The 15,872-nt window shown below is 68.9% G+C and carries 16 protein-coding genes; 6 read left to right on the forward strand and 10 right to left on the reverse strand.

Annotated elements, in window-relative coordinates:
* The first annotated feature begins 39 nt into the window (after nucleotides 1-39).
* Nucleotides 40-1,224, forward strand: a complete 1,185-nt coding sequence (lhgO, locus tag DMH03_RS03385) for an L-2-hydroxyglutarate oxidase (RefSeq protein WP_125790524.1) — start codon at nucleotides 40-42, stop codon at nucleotides 1,222-1,224.
* Nucleotides 1,225-1,934: 710 nt separating this feature from the next.
* Here the strand turns inward: lhgO and DMH03_RS03390 are convergent.
* Genes DMH03_RS03390 through serS form a run of 3 tightly spaced genes read right to left on the reverse strand, consistent with a single transcriptional unit; the run spans nucleotide 1,935 to nucleotide 5,271 of the window.
* Nucleotides 1,935-2,939: a DUF3558 family protein gene (locus DMH03_RS03390; RefSeq protein ID WP_125790525.1), complete on the reverse strand. Its 1,005-nt coding sequence runs from the start codon at nucleotides 2,937-2,939 to the stop codon at nucleotides 1,935-1,937.
* Between the two features lie 47 nt (nucleotides 2,940-2,986).
* Complete coding sequence (locus DMH03_RS03395) at nucleotides 2,987-4,000, reverse strand: DUF3558 family protein (protein WP_125790526.1); 1,014 nt, start codon at nucleotides 3,998-4,000, stop codon at nucleotides 2,987-2,989.
* A gap of 2 nt (nucleotides 4,001-4,002) precedes the next feature.
* Nucleotides 4,003-5,271, reverse strand: coding sequence for a serine--tRNA ligase (serS, locus tag DMH03_RS03400; protein ID WP_125790527.1), 1,269 nt, complete (start codon nucleotides 5,269-5,271; stop codon nucleotides 4,003-4,005).
* A gap of 133 nt (nucleotides 5,272-5,404) precedes the next feature.
* Here serS and DMH03_RS03405 point away from each other — a divergent pair, with 133 nt between their 5' ends.
* Nucleotides 5,405-6,688 carry an aspartate aminotransferase family protein gene (locus DMH03_RS03405; protein ID WP_125790528.1) on the forward strand — a complete coding sequence of 428 codons (1,284 nt, stop codon included), beginning with the start codon at nucleotides 5,405-5,407 and terminating at the stop codon, nucleotides 6,686-6,688.
* Between the two features lie 141 nt (nucleotides 6,689-6,829).
* Here the strand turns inward: DMH03_RS03405 and DMH03_RS03410 are convergent, their stop codons facing one another.
* Genes DMH03_RS03410 through DMH03_RS03425 form a run of 4 tightly spaced genes read right to left on the reverse strand, consistent with a single transcriptional unit; the run spans nucleotide 6,830 to nucleotide 10,067 of the window.
* Entirely contained in the window at nucleotides 6,830-7,735 is a 906-nt protein-coding gene (locus DMH03_RS03410) for a haloalkane dehalogenase (protein ID WP_199748665.1), read from the reverse strand.
* 55 nt (nucleotides 7,736-7,790) lie between these two features.
* Nucleotides 7,791-8,243 (reverse strand): DUF350 domain-containing protein, encoded by a 453-nt coding sequence (locus tag DMH03_RS03415; RefSeq protein WP_125790530.1) that lies wholly within the window; start codon nucleotides 8,241-8,243, stop codon nucleotides 7,791-7,793.
* Between the two features lie 48 nt (nucleotides 8,244-8,291).
* Complete coding sequence (locus DMH03_RS03420) at nucleotides 8,292-9,458, reverse strand: glutathionylspermidine synthase family protein (protein ID WP_125790531.1); 1,167 nt, start codon at nucleotides 9,456-9,458, stop codon at nucleotides 8,292-8,294.
* Complete coding sequence (locus tag DMH03_RS03425) at nucleotides 9,459-10,067, reverse strand: hypothetical protein (protein WP_233611259.1); 609 nt, start codon at nucleotides 10,065-10,067, stop codon at nucleotides 9,459-9,461.
* Nucleotides 10,068-10,161: 94 nt separating this feature from the next.
* Here DMH03_RS03425 and DMH03_RS03430 point away from each other — a divergent pair, with 94 nt between their 5' ends.
* From DMH03_RS03430 to DMH03_RS03445, 4 genes are all read left to right on the forward strand, one after another.
* The gene (locus tag DMH03_RS03430; protein ID WP_125790532.1) at nucleotides 10,162-11,166 is read left to right on the forward strand and encodes a septum formation family protein; all 1,005 of its coding nucleotides are present in this window, start codon (nucleotides 10,162-10,164) and stop codon (nucleotides 11,164-11,166) included.
* Nucleotides 11,167-11,170: 4 nt separating this feature from the next.
* A complete protein-coding gene (locus DMH03_RS03435; RefSeq protein ID WP_007030570.1) occupies nucleotides 11,171-11,521 on the forward strand; it encodes a metallopeptidase family protein in 351 nt (116 codons plus the stop codon).
* A gap of 214 nt (nucleotides 11,522-11,735) precedes the next feature.
* Entirely contained in the window at nucleotides 11,736-12,995 is a 1,260-nt protein-coding gene (locus DMH03_RS03440) for an MFS transporter (protein WP_125790533.1), read from the forward strand.
* A gap of 60 nt (nucleotides 12,996-13,055) precedes the next feature.
* Nucleotides 13,056-13,493 carry a hypothetical protein gene (locus DMH03_RS03445; protein ID WP_125790534.1) on the forward strand — a complete coding sequence of 146 codons (438 nt, stop codon included), beginning with the start codon at nucleotides 13,056-13,058 and terminating at the stop codon, nucleotides 13,491-13,493.
* On the opposite strand, the gene DMH03_RS03450 is transcribed toward DMH03_RS03445, so the two are convergent.
* From DMH03_RS03450 to pheA, 3 genes are all read right to left on the reverse strand, one after another.
* Entirely contained in the window at nucleotides 13,490-14,140 is a 651-nt protein-coding gene (locus tag DMH03_RS03450; RefSeq protein ID WP_125790535.1) for a DUF4232 domain-containing protein, read from the reverse strand. The two genes, DMH03_RS03445 and DMH03_RS03450, sit on opposite strands and share 4 nt — an antisense overlap.
* Nucleotides 14,141-14,314: 174 nt before the next feature.
* A complete protein-coding gene (locus tag DMH03_RS03455; protein WP_125790536.1) occupies nucleotides 14,315-14,935 on the reverse strand; it encodes a histidine phosphatase family protein in 621 nt (206 codons plus the stop codon).
* Nucleotides 14,932-15,840, reverse strand: a complete 909-nt coding sequence (pheA, locus tag DMH03_RS03460; RefSeq protein WP_125790537.1) for a prephenate dehydratase — start codon at nucleotides 15,838-15,840, stop codon at nucleotides 14,932-14,934. The genes DMH03_RS03455 and pheA overlap by 4 nt, the downstream gene beginning before the upstream one ends.
* Nucleotides 15,841-15,872: the final 32 nt, after the last annotated feature.

Consider the following 15,872-nt stretch of genomic DNA (forward strand, 5'->3'; position numbering starts at 1 on the left):
AACGGTTGTCAGGTAGCGGCCCGGGTAACCTGGTCGATCGTGCGTACTGTCGTGGTAATCGGGGGCGGGATCGTCGGGCTCGCCACCGCCTGGGAGCTGACCAAACGCGGTCTGGACGTCACGGTTCTCGAAAAGGAGGACCACTGGGCGGCCCACCAGACCGGGCACAACTCGAACGTCGTGCACGCGGGGCTCTACTACAAGCCGGGTTCCTTCAAGGCCAGGATGTCCACCGCGGGCAACCGGTCCATTGTGGACTTCGCGCGGCAGTACGGGGTGCCGGTCGAGGTGTGCGGCAAACTCGTCGTCGCCACCTCCGAAGCGGAACTTCCGGCGCTGAAGGTGCTCGCCGAACGGGCCGAGGCCAACGGTGTCCCGGCCAAGCTGATCACGCCGAGCGAGGTCCGCGAGTACGAACCTGAGGTCTCCTGCGTCGCCGCGCTGCGCGTCGAATCCACCGGCATCATCGACTTCCCCGCCGTCTGCACGGCACTCGTGCGGCTGCTCGACGAATCCGACGCCGACCTGCGTCTCGGCACCCCCGCGCTGGGAATCCGCCCTGGCCGCACCGGCGGCGTCGAGGTGGCGACCGGCGACGACGTGATCCACGCCGACGGCCTCGTCAACTGCGCGGGCCTGCACGCGGACCGCGTCGCGCGGCTCGCCGGCCTCACCCCGAGCGCGCGGATCGTGCCGTTCCGCGGCGAGTACTACGAACTGAAACCCGAACGCCGCCACCTGGTGCGCGGCCTGATCTACCCGGTCCCGGACGCGTCGCTGCCGTTCCTCGGCGTGCATCTGACCCGCATGCTCGACGGCAGTGTGCACGCCGGCCCCAACGCCGTGCTCGCGCTGCGCCGCGAGGGCTACACCTGGCGCGACTTCTCCGCGAAGGACCTCGCCGAAGTCGCCCGCTTCCCCGGCGTCTGGCGGCTCGCGCGCAAGTACGCGTACCCGACCGGGCTCGACGAGGTCCGCCGCTCGTTCTCCCGCCGCCGCTTCGCCGAAAGCCTCGCGCGGCTCGTGCCCGCCGTCACCGAGGACGACATCGTGCGGCACGGCTCCGGTGTCCGCGCGCAGGCGCTGCGCCCGGACGGCGCGCTCGTCGACGACTTCCTGATCGAGACCGCGCGGAACCAGGTGCACGTCCTCAACGCGCCCTCACCGGCGGCGACCAGCGCGCTGGAGATCGCGAAGCACATCGCCGACGAGGTGACCGACTAGCTTTCGCGTGAGCGGAACCGGGGGTCGTGAGTGGCGAGGATGAGCGGGCGGCTGCTTCAGTGCTTCCGATGGGGCCGCCGTCGAGCTCTTATGTCGTGAAGGGCCCCTTGGTGGACCTGTATTTGCCTGCCCACTGGATGCTGATGCGGGTGAGCGGGGAAGATTCCGGACGTTCAACGTCCGGAATCTTCCCCGCTCGGCGAACTCCCTTCGACGATGTAGGAATTGGGACACTCAACGTCCCGATTCCTGCATCGTCAACACCCGGCACACGCTCAGCCGCCACCCTCGCACAGGCCAGGTGGTCGTGTGATCCGAGCGTGGAGGATTCAGGACGTCCAACGTCCCGAATCCTCCACACCCGAAACGCGCCGCCGCTGACGCTTCACCTTCGCCCTGGTCAAGTGTGGGCAAGCAAATACCAGTCCGCGTTCGAGACCTTCACCGTCTCAAAGGGGCCCTTCACGACATTCCCACGACCGCGACCACTCACGTGAGCGCCTGACTGGAGGCCTTCAGGTACTCGGGGAGGGCCTTCACGCGCAACTGTTGGCCGGTCACCGAGTCTGTGAAGGCCTCCTTGAGGGACTCTGGGTCCCTCAAGGAGGCCTTCACGGACAGGGCTGGGGGTTCAACCGCAGCCGGAAGCCACGTAGATACCTAAGACACCCTTGGCTCTAACCCGAATCGCCACTCACGACCCCCTCGCGCTAGGACGAGGGCGGCAGGTTCGCGTTCAGCATCGGAACGGCGGCCTTGATTACGTCGCACGCCTTCGCGGGATCGTCGAGGTTGCCCGCGATGATCGCCACCGTCGACGTCGGGGTGATCGCGAGACCCGCCGCGCACAGCTTGCTGCCCGACTCGGTGTAGAGCTTCCACTTGCGGTCGCCCGAGTCGAAGTCCTGCGGTTCACCCTGCGTGATCAGCGTCGGAGTCTCATCCATCGCCTTCGTCGTGTAGAACCACAGGTCGAACGCCTTCTCGCCCTTTTCGCCGTCCGTGTCGGCCCACTCGCAGCCGAACTGGTTCGGGTCGGCGCTGGACTTCATCGGCTCACCCGTGGGTCCGAGCCGCAGCTGGGCGGTCTGTTCGGGTTTGAGCATGGCGCACGGGTCGGTGGTCAGGAGCGGTCCGCCCGGCTCGGCGGGCTTCTGCCCCGGCGGGGCGGTGATCTGCGGGTCCTGCTGCCCGCCCGGCAGCTTCGACGCCACGGCCGGGGCCGCCGCCTTGGCGAGGTCGCAGGAGTTGCCCTCGGTGTGGTCGGGGCTCTCGCTGGCGATCTCCACGAAGGAGTCCGGGGTGATTTCCGTGCTCAACGAGCAGTACTTCGGGCCGAGGATGGTGGCGTACCGCGTCCAGGTGAAACCGCCGATCCCGAACTTCTCCCCGGCCTGCGCGCCGCTCATGTAGTCGTTCAAGGACAGGTCCTTGCTCAACGACACCTCGAGGTTCGACGCCTTGCGCACGTCCTCCAGTTTCCGGAACCGGCACACCGCGGGCATCTTCTGCTCGGGCTTCGCGGCGCGTTCCTCACCGGGGTACCTGACACCCAGCGCGTTCGCGTGCTCCTCCGTCAGCAGCTCGCACGGCTCGGCCTTCGTGTTCACCGGTCCCTGTCCGGGCACCGGCGAGGCCGTACCGCCGATCGTCGACGTGCAGCCGCCGACCGCCAGCACCGCCAGCCCGATCGCGAGCGAATTCCGAAACCGCATGCGTCCCCTCCTCATCGGCTCGCACACTACTTGTGCGCGGCCGCCGTTCACGAACCGGCGGGCAGCGCCGCGATCACCGTCGGCAGCGCGGCCCGCAGCAGGTCACAGGCTTTCGTCTCGTCGTCCCAGTGGCCACTGGAGACCTTCACGGTGGACGTCCCGCTGGTCGGCAGCGCGGCCGTGCAGTACCTCGCGGTGGCTTCGAACCGGACCGTCCACTTGCGACCGCCGAGGTCGATCTCCTCGGGGGTGCCTTCGAGACCGGCGACGTCGGCGACGGCCGTCGCGAGGAAGAGCGTCACGGTGAGCGGACGCTGCCCCTTGTCGCCGTCGGAGTCCTTCCACGAACAGCCTTTGTCCTCGGGATTCGCGAGCTCGGCCGGGGCGATGGGGGTTCCCGGGGCGATGGCCAGCTTCGCGGCCTCGTCGGGTTTCAGCAGCGCACACGGATCGACCTGCAGCAACGGCCCGGAAGGTTCGGGCTTCTTCTGTCCGGGCGGCGCGACGATCTTCGGATCCGGCTCGCCACCGGGCAGCCTCGACGCGATCGCGGGGGCCGCGGCGAGCGCGAGATCGCAGGCCGTCGCTTCGGGCGCGCCCGTCTGGGTCTCGCTGCCGAGCTCGACGAACGACGACGGCCCGAGTTCGGTGCTGAGGGAGCACGCGGTCGGGCCGAGCGGGGACGCGTAGCGCGTCCAGGTGAAACCGCCGATGCCGAACTTCTCCCCCGGCCGGGCGCCGGCGTAGAAGTCGTTCAGCGGGATGTCGACGCTGTGTGTGATCGACAGGGACACCCCGCGCGGCGAATCGTCGCGTTCGGACAGCAGACACATCGGCGGGACCAGCTGGGCCTTGTTGCCCTTGGTCTCGACGCCGGGCAGCTTGAGGGCCAGCGCGTCGGCGTGTTCCGTGCTGAGCAACGAGCACGGCGCCGCCTTGGCGGGCACCGGCCGGTGGCCGGGCACCGGCGACGCCGTACCCGAGATCGTCTCGGCACATCCACCGAGCAGGAGGACCGCCGCGAAGAGCGCGGTGAGCGGCTTGCTGCGGCGGCGGTTCATGCCTACTTCGATGCCGGCGTGAGCACCTCGGTTCCGCCGAGGAAGGGACGAAGCGCTTCCGGCACCCGGACCGAGCCGTCTTCGAGCTGGTGGTTCTCCAGGATCGCGACGATCCACCTGGTGGTGGCGAGCGTCCCGTTCAGCGTGGCGACGGTCTGCGGGCGGCCGTCGGCGTCGCGGTAGCGGATGCCGAGACGGCGGGCCTGGAACGTCGTGCAGTTCGACGTCGAGGTCAGCTCGCGGTAGGTCTCCTGCGAAGGCACCCACGCCTCGCAGTCGAACTTCCGGTACGCGGACGTGCCGAGGTCGCCGGTGGCGGTGTCGATCACCCGGTACGGGACCTCGATCTTGGCGAGCATCTGCTCTTCCCAGTCCAGCAGGCGCGCGTGCTCGGCTTCGGCGTCCTCGGGACGCGTGTAGACGAACATCTCGACCTTGTCGAACTGGTGGACGCGGATGATGCCGCGGGTGTCCTTGCCGTACGAGCCTGCCTCGCGGCGGTAGCAGGACGACCAGCCCGCGTAGCGCTTCGGCCCCTTCGCCAGGTCGAGGATCTCGTCGGCGTGGTAGCCGGCGAGCGGGACCTCGGAGGTGCCGACGAGGTACAGGTCGTCGTCGCGCAGCCGGTAGACCTCCGACGAGTGCGCGCCGAGGAAACCGGTGCCCGCCATGATCTCCGGCCGCACCAGGGTCGGCGTGATCATCGGGGTGAAACCGTTCGCGGTCGCCTGCGCGATCGCCATGTTCAGCAGGCCGAGCTGGAGCTGGGCGCCGATGCCGGTGAGGAAGTAGAACCGCGAACCCGAGACCTTCGCGCCGCGCTCCATGTCGAGCGCGCCGAGGCCCTCGCAGAGTTCGAGATGGTCCTTCGGCTTGAAGTCGAACTTCTTCGGCTCGCCGACGTGCTTGAGCACGACGTAGTCGTCCTCGCCGCCTTCGGGCGCGTCGGGGTGGACCAGGTTCGGCACCAGCCGGTGCAGCTGCTCGAACTCCTCCGAAGCCTCGGTCTGCTCGACCTCGGCCGTCTTGACCTGGGCGGCGAGGTCCTTCGCCTTGGCGAGCAGCTCGGCCCGTTCGTCGCCCTGTGCCTTGGGGATGAGCTTGCCCAGCGACTTCTGCTCGGCGCGCAGCTTGTCGGCGGCGGCGATGGACGAGCGGCGGCGGGAGTCGAGGGAGAGCAGCTTGTCGACCACTCCTTCGTCCTCGCCACGGGCGCGCTGCGAAGCGCGCACGACGTCCGGGTCATCGCGCAGAGTCCTGGGGTCAATCACGAGTGCTGAGAGTAGTCCGTGCGAGCCGCACAAAATGTGCGGGTCCGCGCGGATAACCCGACAGTCTGATCGTTGCCGCCCGTTTCGGCCCGTCCCCATACTGAGATCTCCCTGCTGCGGACGGAGAAACCCGATGACCGATGCGGACCTGCTGGCGCGGCACAAGGCGGTACTGCCGTCCTGGCTGGCGCTCTACTACGACGAGCCGATCGAGATCGTGCACGCGCAGGACCGCCGGGTCATCGACTCGTCCGGGCGCACCTACCTCGACTTCTTCGCGGGCATCCTGACGAACTCGATGGGCTACGACGTCTCGGCGATCAGCGACGCCGTGCGCAAGCAACTCGACACCGGCATCCTGCACACGTCGACGCTGTACCTGATCCGCTCGCAGGTCGAGCTGGCCGAACGCATCGCGAAGCTCTCCGGCATCCCCGACGCGAAGGTGTTCTTCACCAACTCCGGGACCGAAGCCAACGACACCGCGCTGATGCTCGCCACCCAGTACCGGCGCAGCAACCAGGTGCTGGCGATGCGGAACTCGTACCACGGCCGGTCGTTCGCGACGGTCGGCATCACCGGCAACCGCGGCTGGTCGGCGTCGTCGCTCAGCCCGGTGAAGGTGAGCTACGTGCACGGCGGCTACCAGTACCGCAGCCCGTTCCGGGCGCTGTCGGACACGGAGTACATCGACGCGTGCGTCGCGGACCTGGTCGACGTCCTGGAGACGGGCACTTCGGGCGACGTCGCCTGCATGATCGCCGAGCCGATCCAGGGCGTCGGCGGATTCAGCTCGCCGCCGGACGGCCTGTTCAAGGCGATGAAGGAGGTCCTCGACCAGTACGGGATCCTGTTCATCTCCGACGAGGTCCAGACCGGCTGGGGACGGACCGGGGAACACTACTGGGGGATCCAGGCGCACGACGTCGTCCCCGACGCGATGACCTTCGCCAAAGGCCTCGGCAACGGGCTCGCGATCGGCGGTCTCGTGGCACGCGGCGACCTCGTCGACTGCCTCACCGCGAACTCGATCTCGACCTTCGGCGGCAACCCGGTCGCGATGGCCGGCGCGGCGGCGGTCCTCGACCACATCGCCGACCACGACCTCCAGGCCAACGCGCTCGCCCGCGGCAACGAACTGCTCGGCGGCCTGCGCGCGGCGGGGAACCCGCTGATCGGGGACGTGCGCGGCAAGGGGCTGATGATCGGCGTCGAACTGGTCGAGCCGGGCGGCATGAAGCCGAACCCGGGGGCCGCGGCGCGGATGATGGAGGAGACCAAGGCGCGCGGACTGCTGATCGGCAAGGGCGGGCTACACGGCAACGTGCTGCGGATCGCGCCGCCGATGACGCTCACGGCGGAAGAGGCGGCGGAGGGCCTCGGGATCATCACCGACGCGTTGGCCGCCATCTCCTGACCGGCGTCAACGGTCAAGTGTCATGAACGACCCTTTCCTGACGTTTTTCGTCAGGAAAGGGTCGTTCATGACATCCGCCCGATGCTAGGAAAGGACCGTTCCTTGCGAAATTTGCAAGGAACGGTCCTTTCCTAGCGTTCGTCAGGAGTTCACGAAGCGGGCGATGACCTCGCCCAGCCGCCCGCCGGCGTCTTCCTGGAGGAAGTGACCGGCGCCGGTGATCGTCGGATGCTCGAGCTCCCGGGCGCCGCGCATCGAGCCCCGCAGTTCGAGGCCCCACGGCGCGGTGATCGGGTCGCCGTCGGAGAACGACACCAGGAACGGCTTGTTCAGTTCGCAGAGCACCTTCGTCGCGGCGCGGTTGGCCGCCGAGGCCGGGTCGTCCGGGGCGATCGGCACCAGCGACGGCATCGCCCGCGGCGCGGCCTTGTACATCTCGTTCGGGAAGGGCGCGTCGTAGGCGGCACGGACGTCGTCCGGGAGCTTGGTCTGGCAACCCGACTGGACGAACCGCCCGACGTCGAGGACTTGGGCGTTCTCGACGGTGTCGCGGAACCTGTGCCAGAGCTCCGGCATGTCCGTGTCGCCGGTGGGGAGGCCGGTGTTGGCCGCGACGACCCTGGCGAACCGGTCGGGGTTCTCGGCGACAAGGCGCAGGCCGATCAGGCCGCCCCAGTCCTGGCCGACCAGGGTGACGTCGGTCAGGTCGAGTACGTCGAAGGCGAACGCGCGCATCCATTCGACGTGCCGCTGGTAGGTGTGGTCGACCATGTCGCCGGGTTTGTCGGAGCGGCCGAAGCCGACCAGGTCGGGCGCGATGGCGCGCAGCCCGGCGTCGGCGAGCACCGGGATGACCTTGCGGTACAGATAGGACCAGGTCGGCTCGCCGTGCAGCAGGAGGACGGGGGGCCCGTCCTCGGGTCCGGCCTCCACGTAACCCACTCTGATCACGCCGCCGTGAAGGTCGACGAGTTCCGCGTAGCGCGGCTCGAAGTCGAAATCGGGCAGGTCCGAGAACCGGTCGTCCGGTGTCCTTAAAAGGCGCACGACTCCCACGTTAGTGGGAATCGTGCGCCGATGCCGTTTTCAGGTGGTCAAAAAGTCACGAAATGCCGACGGCCACGACGAGGCCGAGGGCCAGGTGCGCGGCCGCGACCACGACGCTGACCGGGGCGAACTTGTCGCTCTCGATGGTCGAGCGGACGTCGATGCGGGTCGCCCACTCCAGCAGCCGGACGGCCAGCACCTGCACCACGATGCCGAGCAGGCCGTAGACCAGCGAGGTGATGAGGCCCTCGGTCAGGTCGCTGGCGGAGTTCGCGATCGCCACGACGACGATGAACGCCATCGACAGCAGGCCCGACGCGGTGACGATGACCGCGTTCGGCAGGCCGCGGCTGACCAGCTGGGCCAGCTTGCCGGGCGTGGTCCAGTCGATCGCCCAGAACCCGGCGAACATCAGCAGCAGGCCGACGACGCCGTACAGCAGGATCGCGCCGATCCCTCGCACGAGGTCGGAGCCGAACGTGTCGGACAGCGCAAGGGTGGTGGTCACAGGGGTTCTCCAGAAGTCAGGAATGTCAGGTTTGTGCGGTTGCTTCTATCACGACTCGACGATGCGATGCGGGACGAACGCCGCACCATCGTCTGTGACGAGTCCTGCCGTCTCACGGATGCCGAGGCCGGCGGCCTGGTCCCCGACGATCCACGCACCGAGCGCGGGCCGGTAACCCTGGAACTCCGGGAGCGGGTCGAACGCCTGGTAGACGAACCCTTCCGCCCCGTAGACGCCGTCGGTCTGCGTCTCGTACCCGGTGGCGACGATCTGCACGTTCGCGCCCTCGCGGCCGAGTTTCGGCTTGCGGACGTACTCGGTCAGCAGACCGGGGTCGTCGGCGAAGGCGGGCAGCAGGTTCGGGTGCCCCGGGTAGTTCTCCCACAGGAGCGCGAGCAGCGTCTTGTTGGAGAGGATCATCTTCCACAGCGGCTCGACCCACAGCGTGCGCGGCATGGTCTCGACGGCGAAGCGGCCGAACTCCTCGTCGACCACCCATTCCCACGGGTAGAGCTTCACCACGGTCGCCATCTGCGCTTCTTCGAGGTCGACGAACCGCTTGAGCACCGGGTCCCAGCCGATCTCCTCGATCGACAGGCCGACGGTGTCGAGCCCGGCTTCGGCCGCGGTCTCCTGCAGGTACGCCGTCGTCACGTGGTCCTCACCGGACGGATCGGCGGACGACCAGGTGAAGTGCAGTTCGTTCGAGGGCAGCTTGTCGGCGAGTTCGGCCCAGCGCTCGACCAGCTTTTCGTGGATCGAGTTCCACTGGTCGTCCTCGGGGAAGACCGAGGTCTTCCAGTGCCACTGCAGCACCGCGGCCTCGAGCAGCGAGGTCGGGGTGTCGGCGTTGTACTCGAGCAGCTTCGCCGGGCTCTTGCCGTCGTAGCGCAGGTCGAAGCGGCCGTAGACGTGCGGATCCTGCCGCTTCCACGACTCCGCGATATGCGGCCAGACCCACTCGGGGATGCCGAAGCGGTGGTACTGCTCGGTGGTCACCACGTTGTCGACGGCTTCGAGGCACATCGAGTGCAGCAGCTCCACGTCCGCCTCGACGGACAGGATCTCGTCCATGTCGAAGACGTAGTGGACCGACTCGTCCCAGTACGGCCGGGACTTGCCGGCGCCGTCGCGGGCGGGAGTGCCGAAGACCAGGCCCTGTTCCTCGACGATGTTCTGCCAGTCCCGCCGGGGCGGCTTGGAATCCCGGTACACCTACGAGCCCCCGCTCTTGCCGCTGCTGCCGCTCTTGCCGCTGATGCCGAATCCGCCGCGCTGGACGGACTTGCCCGATTTGGTGCTGACGTTGGCCCCCGGCGGCGCGGTGTACGAACCGCCGGACACCCGCTGCCCGATCTGGCCGGAGCCGCCGTAGTTGTAGCGGTAGCTCTGCATCGGGCCACCGAAACCGCCGATGGGGAGGAAGAAGAACCCACCGCTGACGTAACCGCCCTGCGACCGGACGTAGTTCTCGTCGCAATTCCGGTCGTCCTGGACGATCTCCGTGTCCTTGGCGGCACAGACCGCCGTGACCTCGTCCGGCTTCGCGACCGTGTAGAACGTCGCGACCAGACCCACCAGACCGACCGTCACACCGGTGCCGATCAGGATCTTCTTCTTGGTCGAAGACTTCTTCTCGGCGGCGCGAGCGGCTTCGGCTGCAAGCACCTCTTGGCGTTCCTGCTCCGCCAGCGCCTGCTGCCGTGCCCGCTGCTCGGCCAGCGAAGGCTGGCGCGCCTGCGTGCTGTCGTCCTGGAAGCGCATCGAGCCGCGCCTCGGCGGCTCCTGGGGCGGCTGTGCCCCCTGGTTGTCATCCTGCGTCATCGAAGCTCCGTAAATCGCCCTCGCCACGAACCCGTGTCCAACACTAACCACCCGGTACGCGCACCTTACGTGCGGCGCGGGCATCATGGAGTGGATGTCTCAACAGGCCGAGCGGTTCCGTGACCCGCGAAACGCGCTGAGCACCCTGCGCACCCGGCTCGTCATGGCCGGTGTGTTCGCGGGCGCGATCATCGCGCTTTCGCTGAGTGTGGCGTTCTCGTGGAATGTAGGCCCGGAGGGCGGTGCGGGCGGCGGGCCCCCCAAACTGTCCCCCGCCGCGGTCGAAGCGTTCCAATCTCCCCCGGGCACCTGCCTGACCTGGAACAACCCGGACGCCACCGACGCGCGGCGCGTGCCGTGCGGGGAGGCGCACCTGTTCGAGGTCACCAGCATCGTCGACATCGGCACGCAGTACCCGCCGGGGGTACCGAGCCCGAATCTGGAGCAGTGGCAGGAGATCTCCCGCTCCCGTTGCACCATCGACGTCAAGCCGTATCTCGGCCGCAACCTGGATCCGTACGGCAAGCTGACCATGAACCTGCTCCGGCCGACGCCCGCGCAGTGGGCGGACGGTGACCGGCAGTTGCGCTGCGGTCTGCAATGGGCGGGTCAGGGCGGCAAGCTCCAGCCGACCAAGGGACCGGCGAAGGAGCAGAACCAGTCGGCGGTGTGGGAGCCGGGCACGTGCCTCGCGCTGCTCAACAACAGCTTCGGCGACCCCGTCGACTGCGCCCAGCCGCATTCGTACGAGATGATCGCGACGATCGACCTCAAGACGAAGTTCAAGGACGGCTACCCGTCGCAGGAGCAGCAGAACACCTGGCTGGACACCGAATGCTCGACGGCCGCGCAGGACTACACCGGCAACGCGGATCTGGCGGCGAAGAAGCTCATCCTCAGCTGGGACGTCCGCGAGCAGGAGAGCTGGGACGCCGGGTCGACGCTGGTGAACTGCAAGGTCGCGGCGGTCCTGCCGGACGACAAGGGGCTCGCACCCGTCACCGGGAGCGTGAAGGTCGGCAAGGGCGACGCCCCGCCGTCGGAGAGCGGTCAGACGAGCCCGCCGGCGTCCTCTTCGGCCCCGAAGACCGGAGGGTGAGCCCGTGCCCGTCGAGATGACCCAGCAACGCTTCGAAGAGCTGGTTTCGGAGGCACTGGACGAGCTCCCGCCCGAATTCGCGGACGCCATGGACAACGTCGTGGTACTCGTGGAGGAGTTCAACGAGGAGTCGCCCACGATCCTCGGGCTCTACCACGGCGTCGCCCTGACGGAGCGGACCCACGAATACGGCGGGGTGCTGCCGGACCGGATCTCGATCTACCGGCGCCCGCTGCTGCAGATGTGCGACACCGAGGAGGACGTCGTCGAGGAGGTGCTGATCACGGTGGTCCACGAGGTCGGCCACCATTTCGGCATCGACGATGCGCGGCTGCACGAACTCGGCTGGGGCTGAGCCGGTGGACGGGCGATAGCAAAGGTCCCTTGCTCCCCCGCGGCGGATTCCGCGCCGAAGGTGGCATGGTCGGTGATTTTTGTGCGTCGGGCACCAAAGGTTCTTCGGATTCTTAACTCGGTGTAACAACGCCGCCACTTTGGGCGACAGCCCCGCTAAACTTTTCGACACGTTGTCGTCGGCCGGCGCCGGCGAATGCCTGGGGAGGCGGTGCATGGCCGAGTCGACGGTGCGCAGGAGGGGTGACCGTCGGTTGCGCTGGCTGCTCGCCTCCAGTGCGGCGTCGAACCTCGGCGACGGGATCGGCAAGGTCGCGTTCCCGCTGCTCGCGGTCACCCTGACCCGTGATCCGCTGCTCATCGCCGGTCTCTCGGCGACCCAATTCCTGCCGTGGCTGCTGTTCGCGCTCCCGGCGGGCGCGCTCCTCGACCGGATCGACCGGCGGCGCGCGATGATCCTCGCGAACAGTGCCCGCGCGGTGGTCGTCGGCGGGATGGCCGTCCTGGTCGCGATGGGCGGGGTGACGATCTGGGCGGTCTATGCCGCCGCCCTGCTCATCGGCGTCGCGGAAGTGGTCGCCGACAGCGCCGCGAACGTGCTCATCCCGGCGGTCGTCGGCAAGGAATCCCTCGACAGCGCGAACAGCAAGCTCCAGGCCTGCGAGATCGTCGGCCAGACCTTCCTCGGCGGGCCGGTCGGCAGCGCCACCTTCGCGCTCTTCGCGACCTTCCCGTTCTTGCTCAACTCGGTGGGTTTCGCGATCGCGGCGGCCGTGCTGATCGGCCTCGCCGGAAGCTACCGCCCGAAGGCCGCGGAAGACCGCGCCACCGACCTCCGCACCGAACTGGCGGAAGGTTTCCGCTGGCTGAAGGGCAACCGGCTGGTCCTGCGCCTGGTCGTCATCGCAGGGCTGATCAGCCTGGTCAGCGAACTCGCGCAGGCACAGCTGGTGCTGTACGCGATCGAGTACCTGCGCCTCAGCGAAGCGGCCTTCGGGCTCTTCGCGTTCGGCGGCGGCATCGGCGGTCTGCTCGGCGCGGCCGTCGCCCCGCGGCTGGTGAAGGCGACCGGTCGCCGCACGGTGCTCCTCGGGGGCACGGCCTGCTGCGGCGCGGCGTTCACCGGCATGGGCCTGACGACCTCGCCGGTGGCGGGCGCGGCGCTGTTCGGCCTGTTCGCGGCGGCCGTCGTCGCGGTGAACATCGTGCTCGGGACGGCGCGGCACACGCTCGTCCCCGGCGAACTGCTCGGCCGGGTCCTCGGCGTGTGGCGCACCGTCGTCTGGGGTGCGATCCCGATCGGCGGCCAGCTCGGCGGCGTCCTCACGCACGCCCTCGGTTCCCCTGCCCGGACCTTCCTCACGTCCGGGCTTCTGCTGTTCGGTGTAGCCGGTTTCGCAGTCGTCTCGTTACGCCGAGGAGCCTTCGATGACGAATCGGCCACGGAGGTGCGGGTTCTCCACCAAGACCGGTGAAAACAAAGGACTTTGGTGCTGAAATAGCCCATCACCGCCACTGGTGACGGGAGGTCCGCGATGCAGCAGACACTGGTGCCGGAGGCCGGCGTGGGGACGACAGAACCTTCCAGACGCCCGCAAGTGCTCACCGCGGTCGCCGGTTTCGTGATCGGTGGCGGCGTGATCGGCATGCTGTGGGCGCTCTCGGGCGTCAACGCGGGAGCCCTCGAAGACGCGCAGGACGCGTGCCGGGCACTGGCCAGGGTCGGCACGATCCCGGACACCACCGACTCCGCGCCCGGCGAACGGACCGTCGCCGTACTGGCCCCCGAAGTCCTGCACCGGATGACGGCCGCCCGCGAACTCTCCGCCGCGGCGGCCGCCGCACACGACACCTACCGGCCGCTGGCCGACCACATCGACGGCGTCAGCCGGATGGTGTTCAGCCTGCACTTCAACCAGATCGCCGGTCATCGGCATCTGGCGCAGGCCGAGCAGCTCTGCACGCAGCTCTAGCCCTTGTGGACGGTCCTGACGGTCAGCTGGTTGCCGGGGATCTTCCCCGCGCAGCCGAGGCCCTGCACCGGCACGAAGTTCGACGCCGTCTCCTGCGGCAGGTACACCCGCAGCCCTCGGGTCTCGGTGGGCTTGCAGACCGCCTCGTCGTAGTTGCGGACGTTCACGAAGCCGACGTCCGCGACCGCGCTCTCGCCGTTGCCGAGCTGGACCGGCGCGCCCTTCTCGCCGTCGCGGAACGCGGCCTCACCGACCTGGTGGCCGTCCGCGCCGGTGACGTACGAGACGCCGGGGAAGCCCTGGATGGTGCACGCGTGCCCACTCGCGTTGGTGATGACGAGCTTCCGGTACACCGTGCCCGCGGCGGCGTCACTGTCCTTGACGGACAGTTTGACGTCGCCCGCCTTGCAGAGCCCGTCGTTCTTCGGTGCCTGCGCGGGCGGCTGGACCGGTTGCGGGGACGGCGCCGGGCTCGAAGAATTCGCGCTGGGCGCGGCCGAGGTGTCCGGTGCCGAAGTGGACGGTGACGCGGACGTGTTCTGCGCGACGGGCGCGCTCTCCGAGCCGCAGGCGCTGAACAGCAGGAGTCCAGCGGTACCCGCGACGAGACCGCCGATGGAGATCATCTTCGAACGAACCATGGTCATTCGCCTCCCTGTCGTCGAACACTGCCGGACGCTGCCGAACGTTGCCGGGTGACCCACGTTCAGTAGACGTGTTGTCCGCCGTGCGGGTTGCGCCGCTCCGGTTAATTCCCCACAAGGTGTTAATCGATCTTGTGGGGTGTATTCCCCGGCGGGAGTGGAGGCAAACGTTCCTGGTCAGGCCTCGACGGGGACGTCCGCCCAGGTGAGGCAGGTCCAGCCGGTGGGGGTCGCGACGAGTTCGACGACACCGGTGTTCGGGATGAGGCCCTGGTTGGCGATCTCGGCGGTCACGTTCCCGGCGAGCCATTCGCCGCCGTGCCGGATCGCGCCACCGTGGCTCACCAGCACCACCGTGCCGTCGGGGTCGGCCTGCTCGTGTTTGGCGCGCAACCGGGCGACCGCGTCGAGCATCCGGGCGCGGACCTGCGCGCCGGTCTCGCCGCCGGGGATCGGCGGGTCGAGTTCGCCGAGGGTCCAGCGGCGCACGACGCTCATGTACGTCGTGACCGAGTCCTTGTCCGTCTTGCCTTCGAGGTCACCCGCGGCGACCTCGTGCACCCCGTCGAGCACCTGGACCTCGAAGCCGAGTTCCGCGGCCAGCGGCGCGGCGGTCTGCTGGGCGCGGACCGCCTGCGAGGCGTACACCGCGACGATCGGCTCGCCGTCCAGTCGCGTCACGAGGTCCCGGGCCTGCTCGCGGCCCAGCTCGGTGAGCGGCGGACCGGGCAACGCGGTGTCGAGCGCTCCTCGCACGTTGCCCTCGGTCTGGCCGTGGCGGACAAGGAGAAGTTTCACGCCTGCACTCCCTTCCGTACCGACTCGACCCAGTCGATCGCGCCGGTGAAATCGTCGTTGGCGGCACCCTGCTCGATCTCGGTCGTGCCGTTGTCCGCGCGCGGGTGGGAGCCGAGGAAGCGCACGTTGCTGCACCGGCGGCGCAACGCGGCCAGCGCGTCGCCGATCCGTGGCTCGGCCACATGCCCCTCGAAGTCGATGAAGAAGCGGTACTCGCCGAAGTTGTGCCTGGTCGGGCGGGCGTCCAGCTTGGTCAGGTTGATGCCGCGGACCGCCAGTTCGGTGAGCAGTTCCGCCAGCGCGCCCGTCCGGTTCGTCGCGGCGGCGACGATGGACGTGCGGTCGGCCCCGGTCGGCTCCGGCAGCACGCCGGGCGCGCGGACCAGCAGGAACCGCGTCTTGGCGTCGCGGACGTCGGCGACCTCCGTGGCCAGCACCTCCAGCGGATAGTGCTCGACGGCGACCGGCGCGGTGACGGCGGCGTCGAACTCGCCGGCGTCGACCGCGACCGCGGCCGCGGCGGTGGACGACGTCGCGACCGGATGCGCGCCGGGGAAGTTCGCTTCGACCCAGTGCCGGACCTGCGCGAGCGCGTGCGGATGGCTCGCCACGGTGCGGATCTCGGTCGTCCCCGGCCGGGTCAGCACGCTGAAGTGGACCGGCAACAGCACCTCCGCCACCGCGACGAGCGGCTCGGCCTCGCTCAGGCTGTCGAGGGTGGCCGTGACCACGCCCTCCACGGAGTTCTCGATCGGGACGCAGGCCGCGTCGGCCGCACCCGAGCGCACCGCGGCCAGTGCCGCCGGGATGGTCTCCGCGGGGATCAACTCCTCGCCGGGGGCGAGCCGGCGCGCGGCCTGTTCGGTGAAGGTTCCCTGGGGGCCGAAGTACGCGATCCGTGACACCCCGCCAGATTACGCACGACACGAGTGGCGAC

Origin of the sequence: Amycolatopsis sp. WAC 01376 (assembly GCF_003947415.1) — a bacterium.
Lineage (GTDB): Bacteria > Actinomycetota > Actinomycetes > Mycobacteriales > Pseudonocardiaceae > Amycolatopsis.

Excerpts from the sequence above, each read along its gene's own strand:
- DMH03_RS03390 (WP_125790525.1), bottom strand. The coding sequence starts at position 2,939 with ATGCGGTTTCGGAATTCGCTCGCGATCGGGCTGGCGGTGCTGGCGGTC.
- DMH03_RS03395 (WP_125790526.1), bottom strand. The coding sequence starts at position 4,000 with ATGAACCGCCGCCGCAGCAAGCCGCTCACCGCGCTCTTCGCGGCGGTC.
- DMH03_RS03405 (WP_125790528.1), top strand. The coding sequence starts at position 5,405 with ATGACCGATGCGGACCTGCTGGCGCGGCACAAGGCGGTACTGCCGTCC.
- DMH03_RS03425 (WP_233611259.1), bottom strand. The coding sequence starts at position 10,067 with ATGACGCAGGATGACAACCAGGGGGCACAGCCGCCCCAGGAGCCGCCG.
- DMH03_RS03430 (WP_125790532.1), top strand. The coding sequence starts at position 10,162 with ATGTCTCAACAGGCCGAGCGGTTCCGTGACCCGCGAAACGCGCTGAGC.
- DMH03_RS03440 (WP_125790533.1), top strand. The coding sequence starts at position 11,736 with ATGGCCGAGTCGACGGTGCGCAGGAGGGGTGACCGTCGGTTGCGCTGG.
- DMH03_RS03445 (WP_125790534.1), top strand. The coding sequence starts at position 13,056 with ATGCAGCAGACACTGGTGCCGGAGGCCGGCGTGGGGACGACAGAACCT.
- DMH03_RS03450 (WP_125790535.1), bottom strand. The coding sequence starts at position 14,140 with ATGACCATGGTTCGTTCGAAGATGATCTCCATCGGCGGTCTCGTCGCG.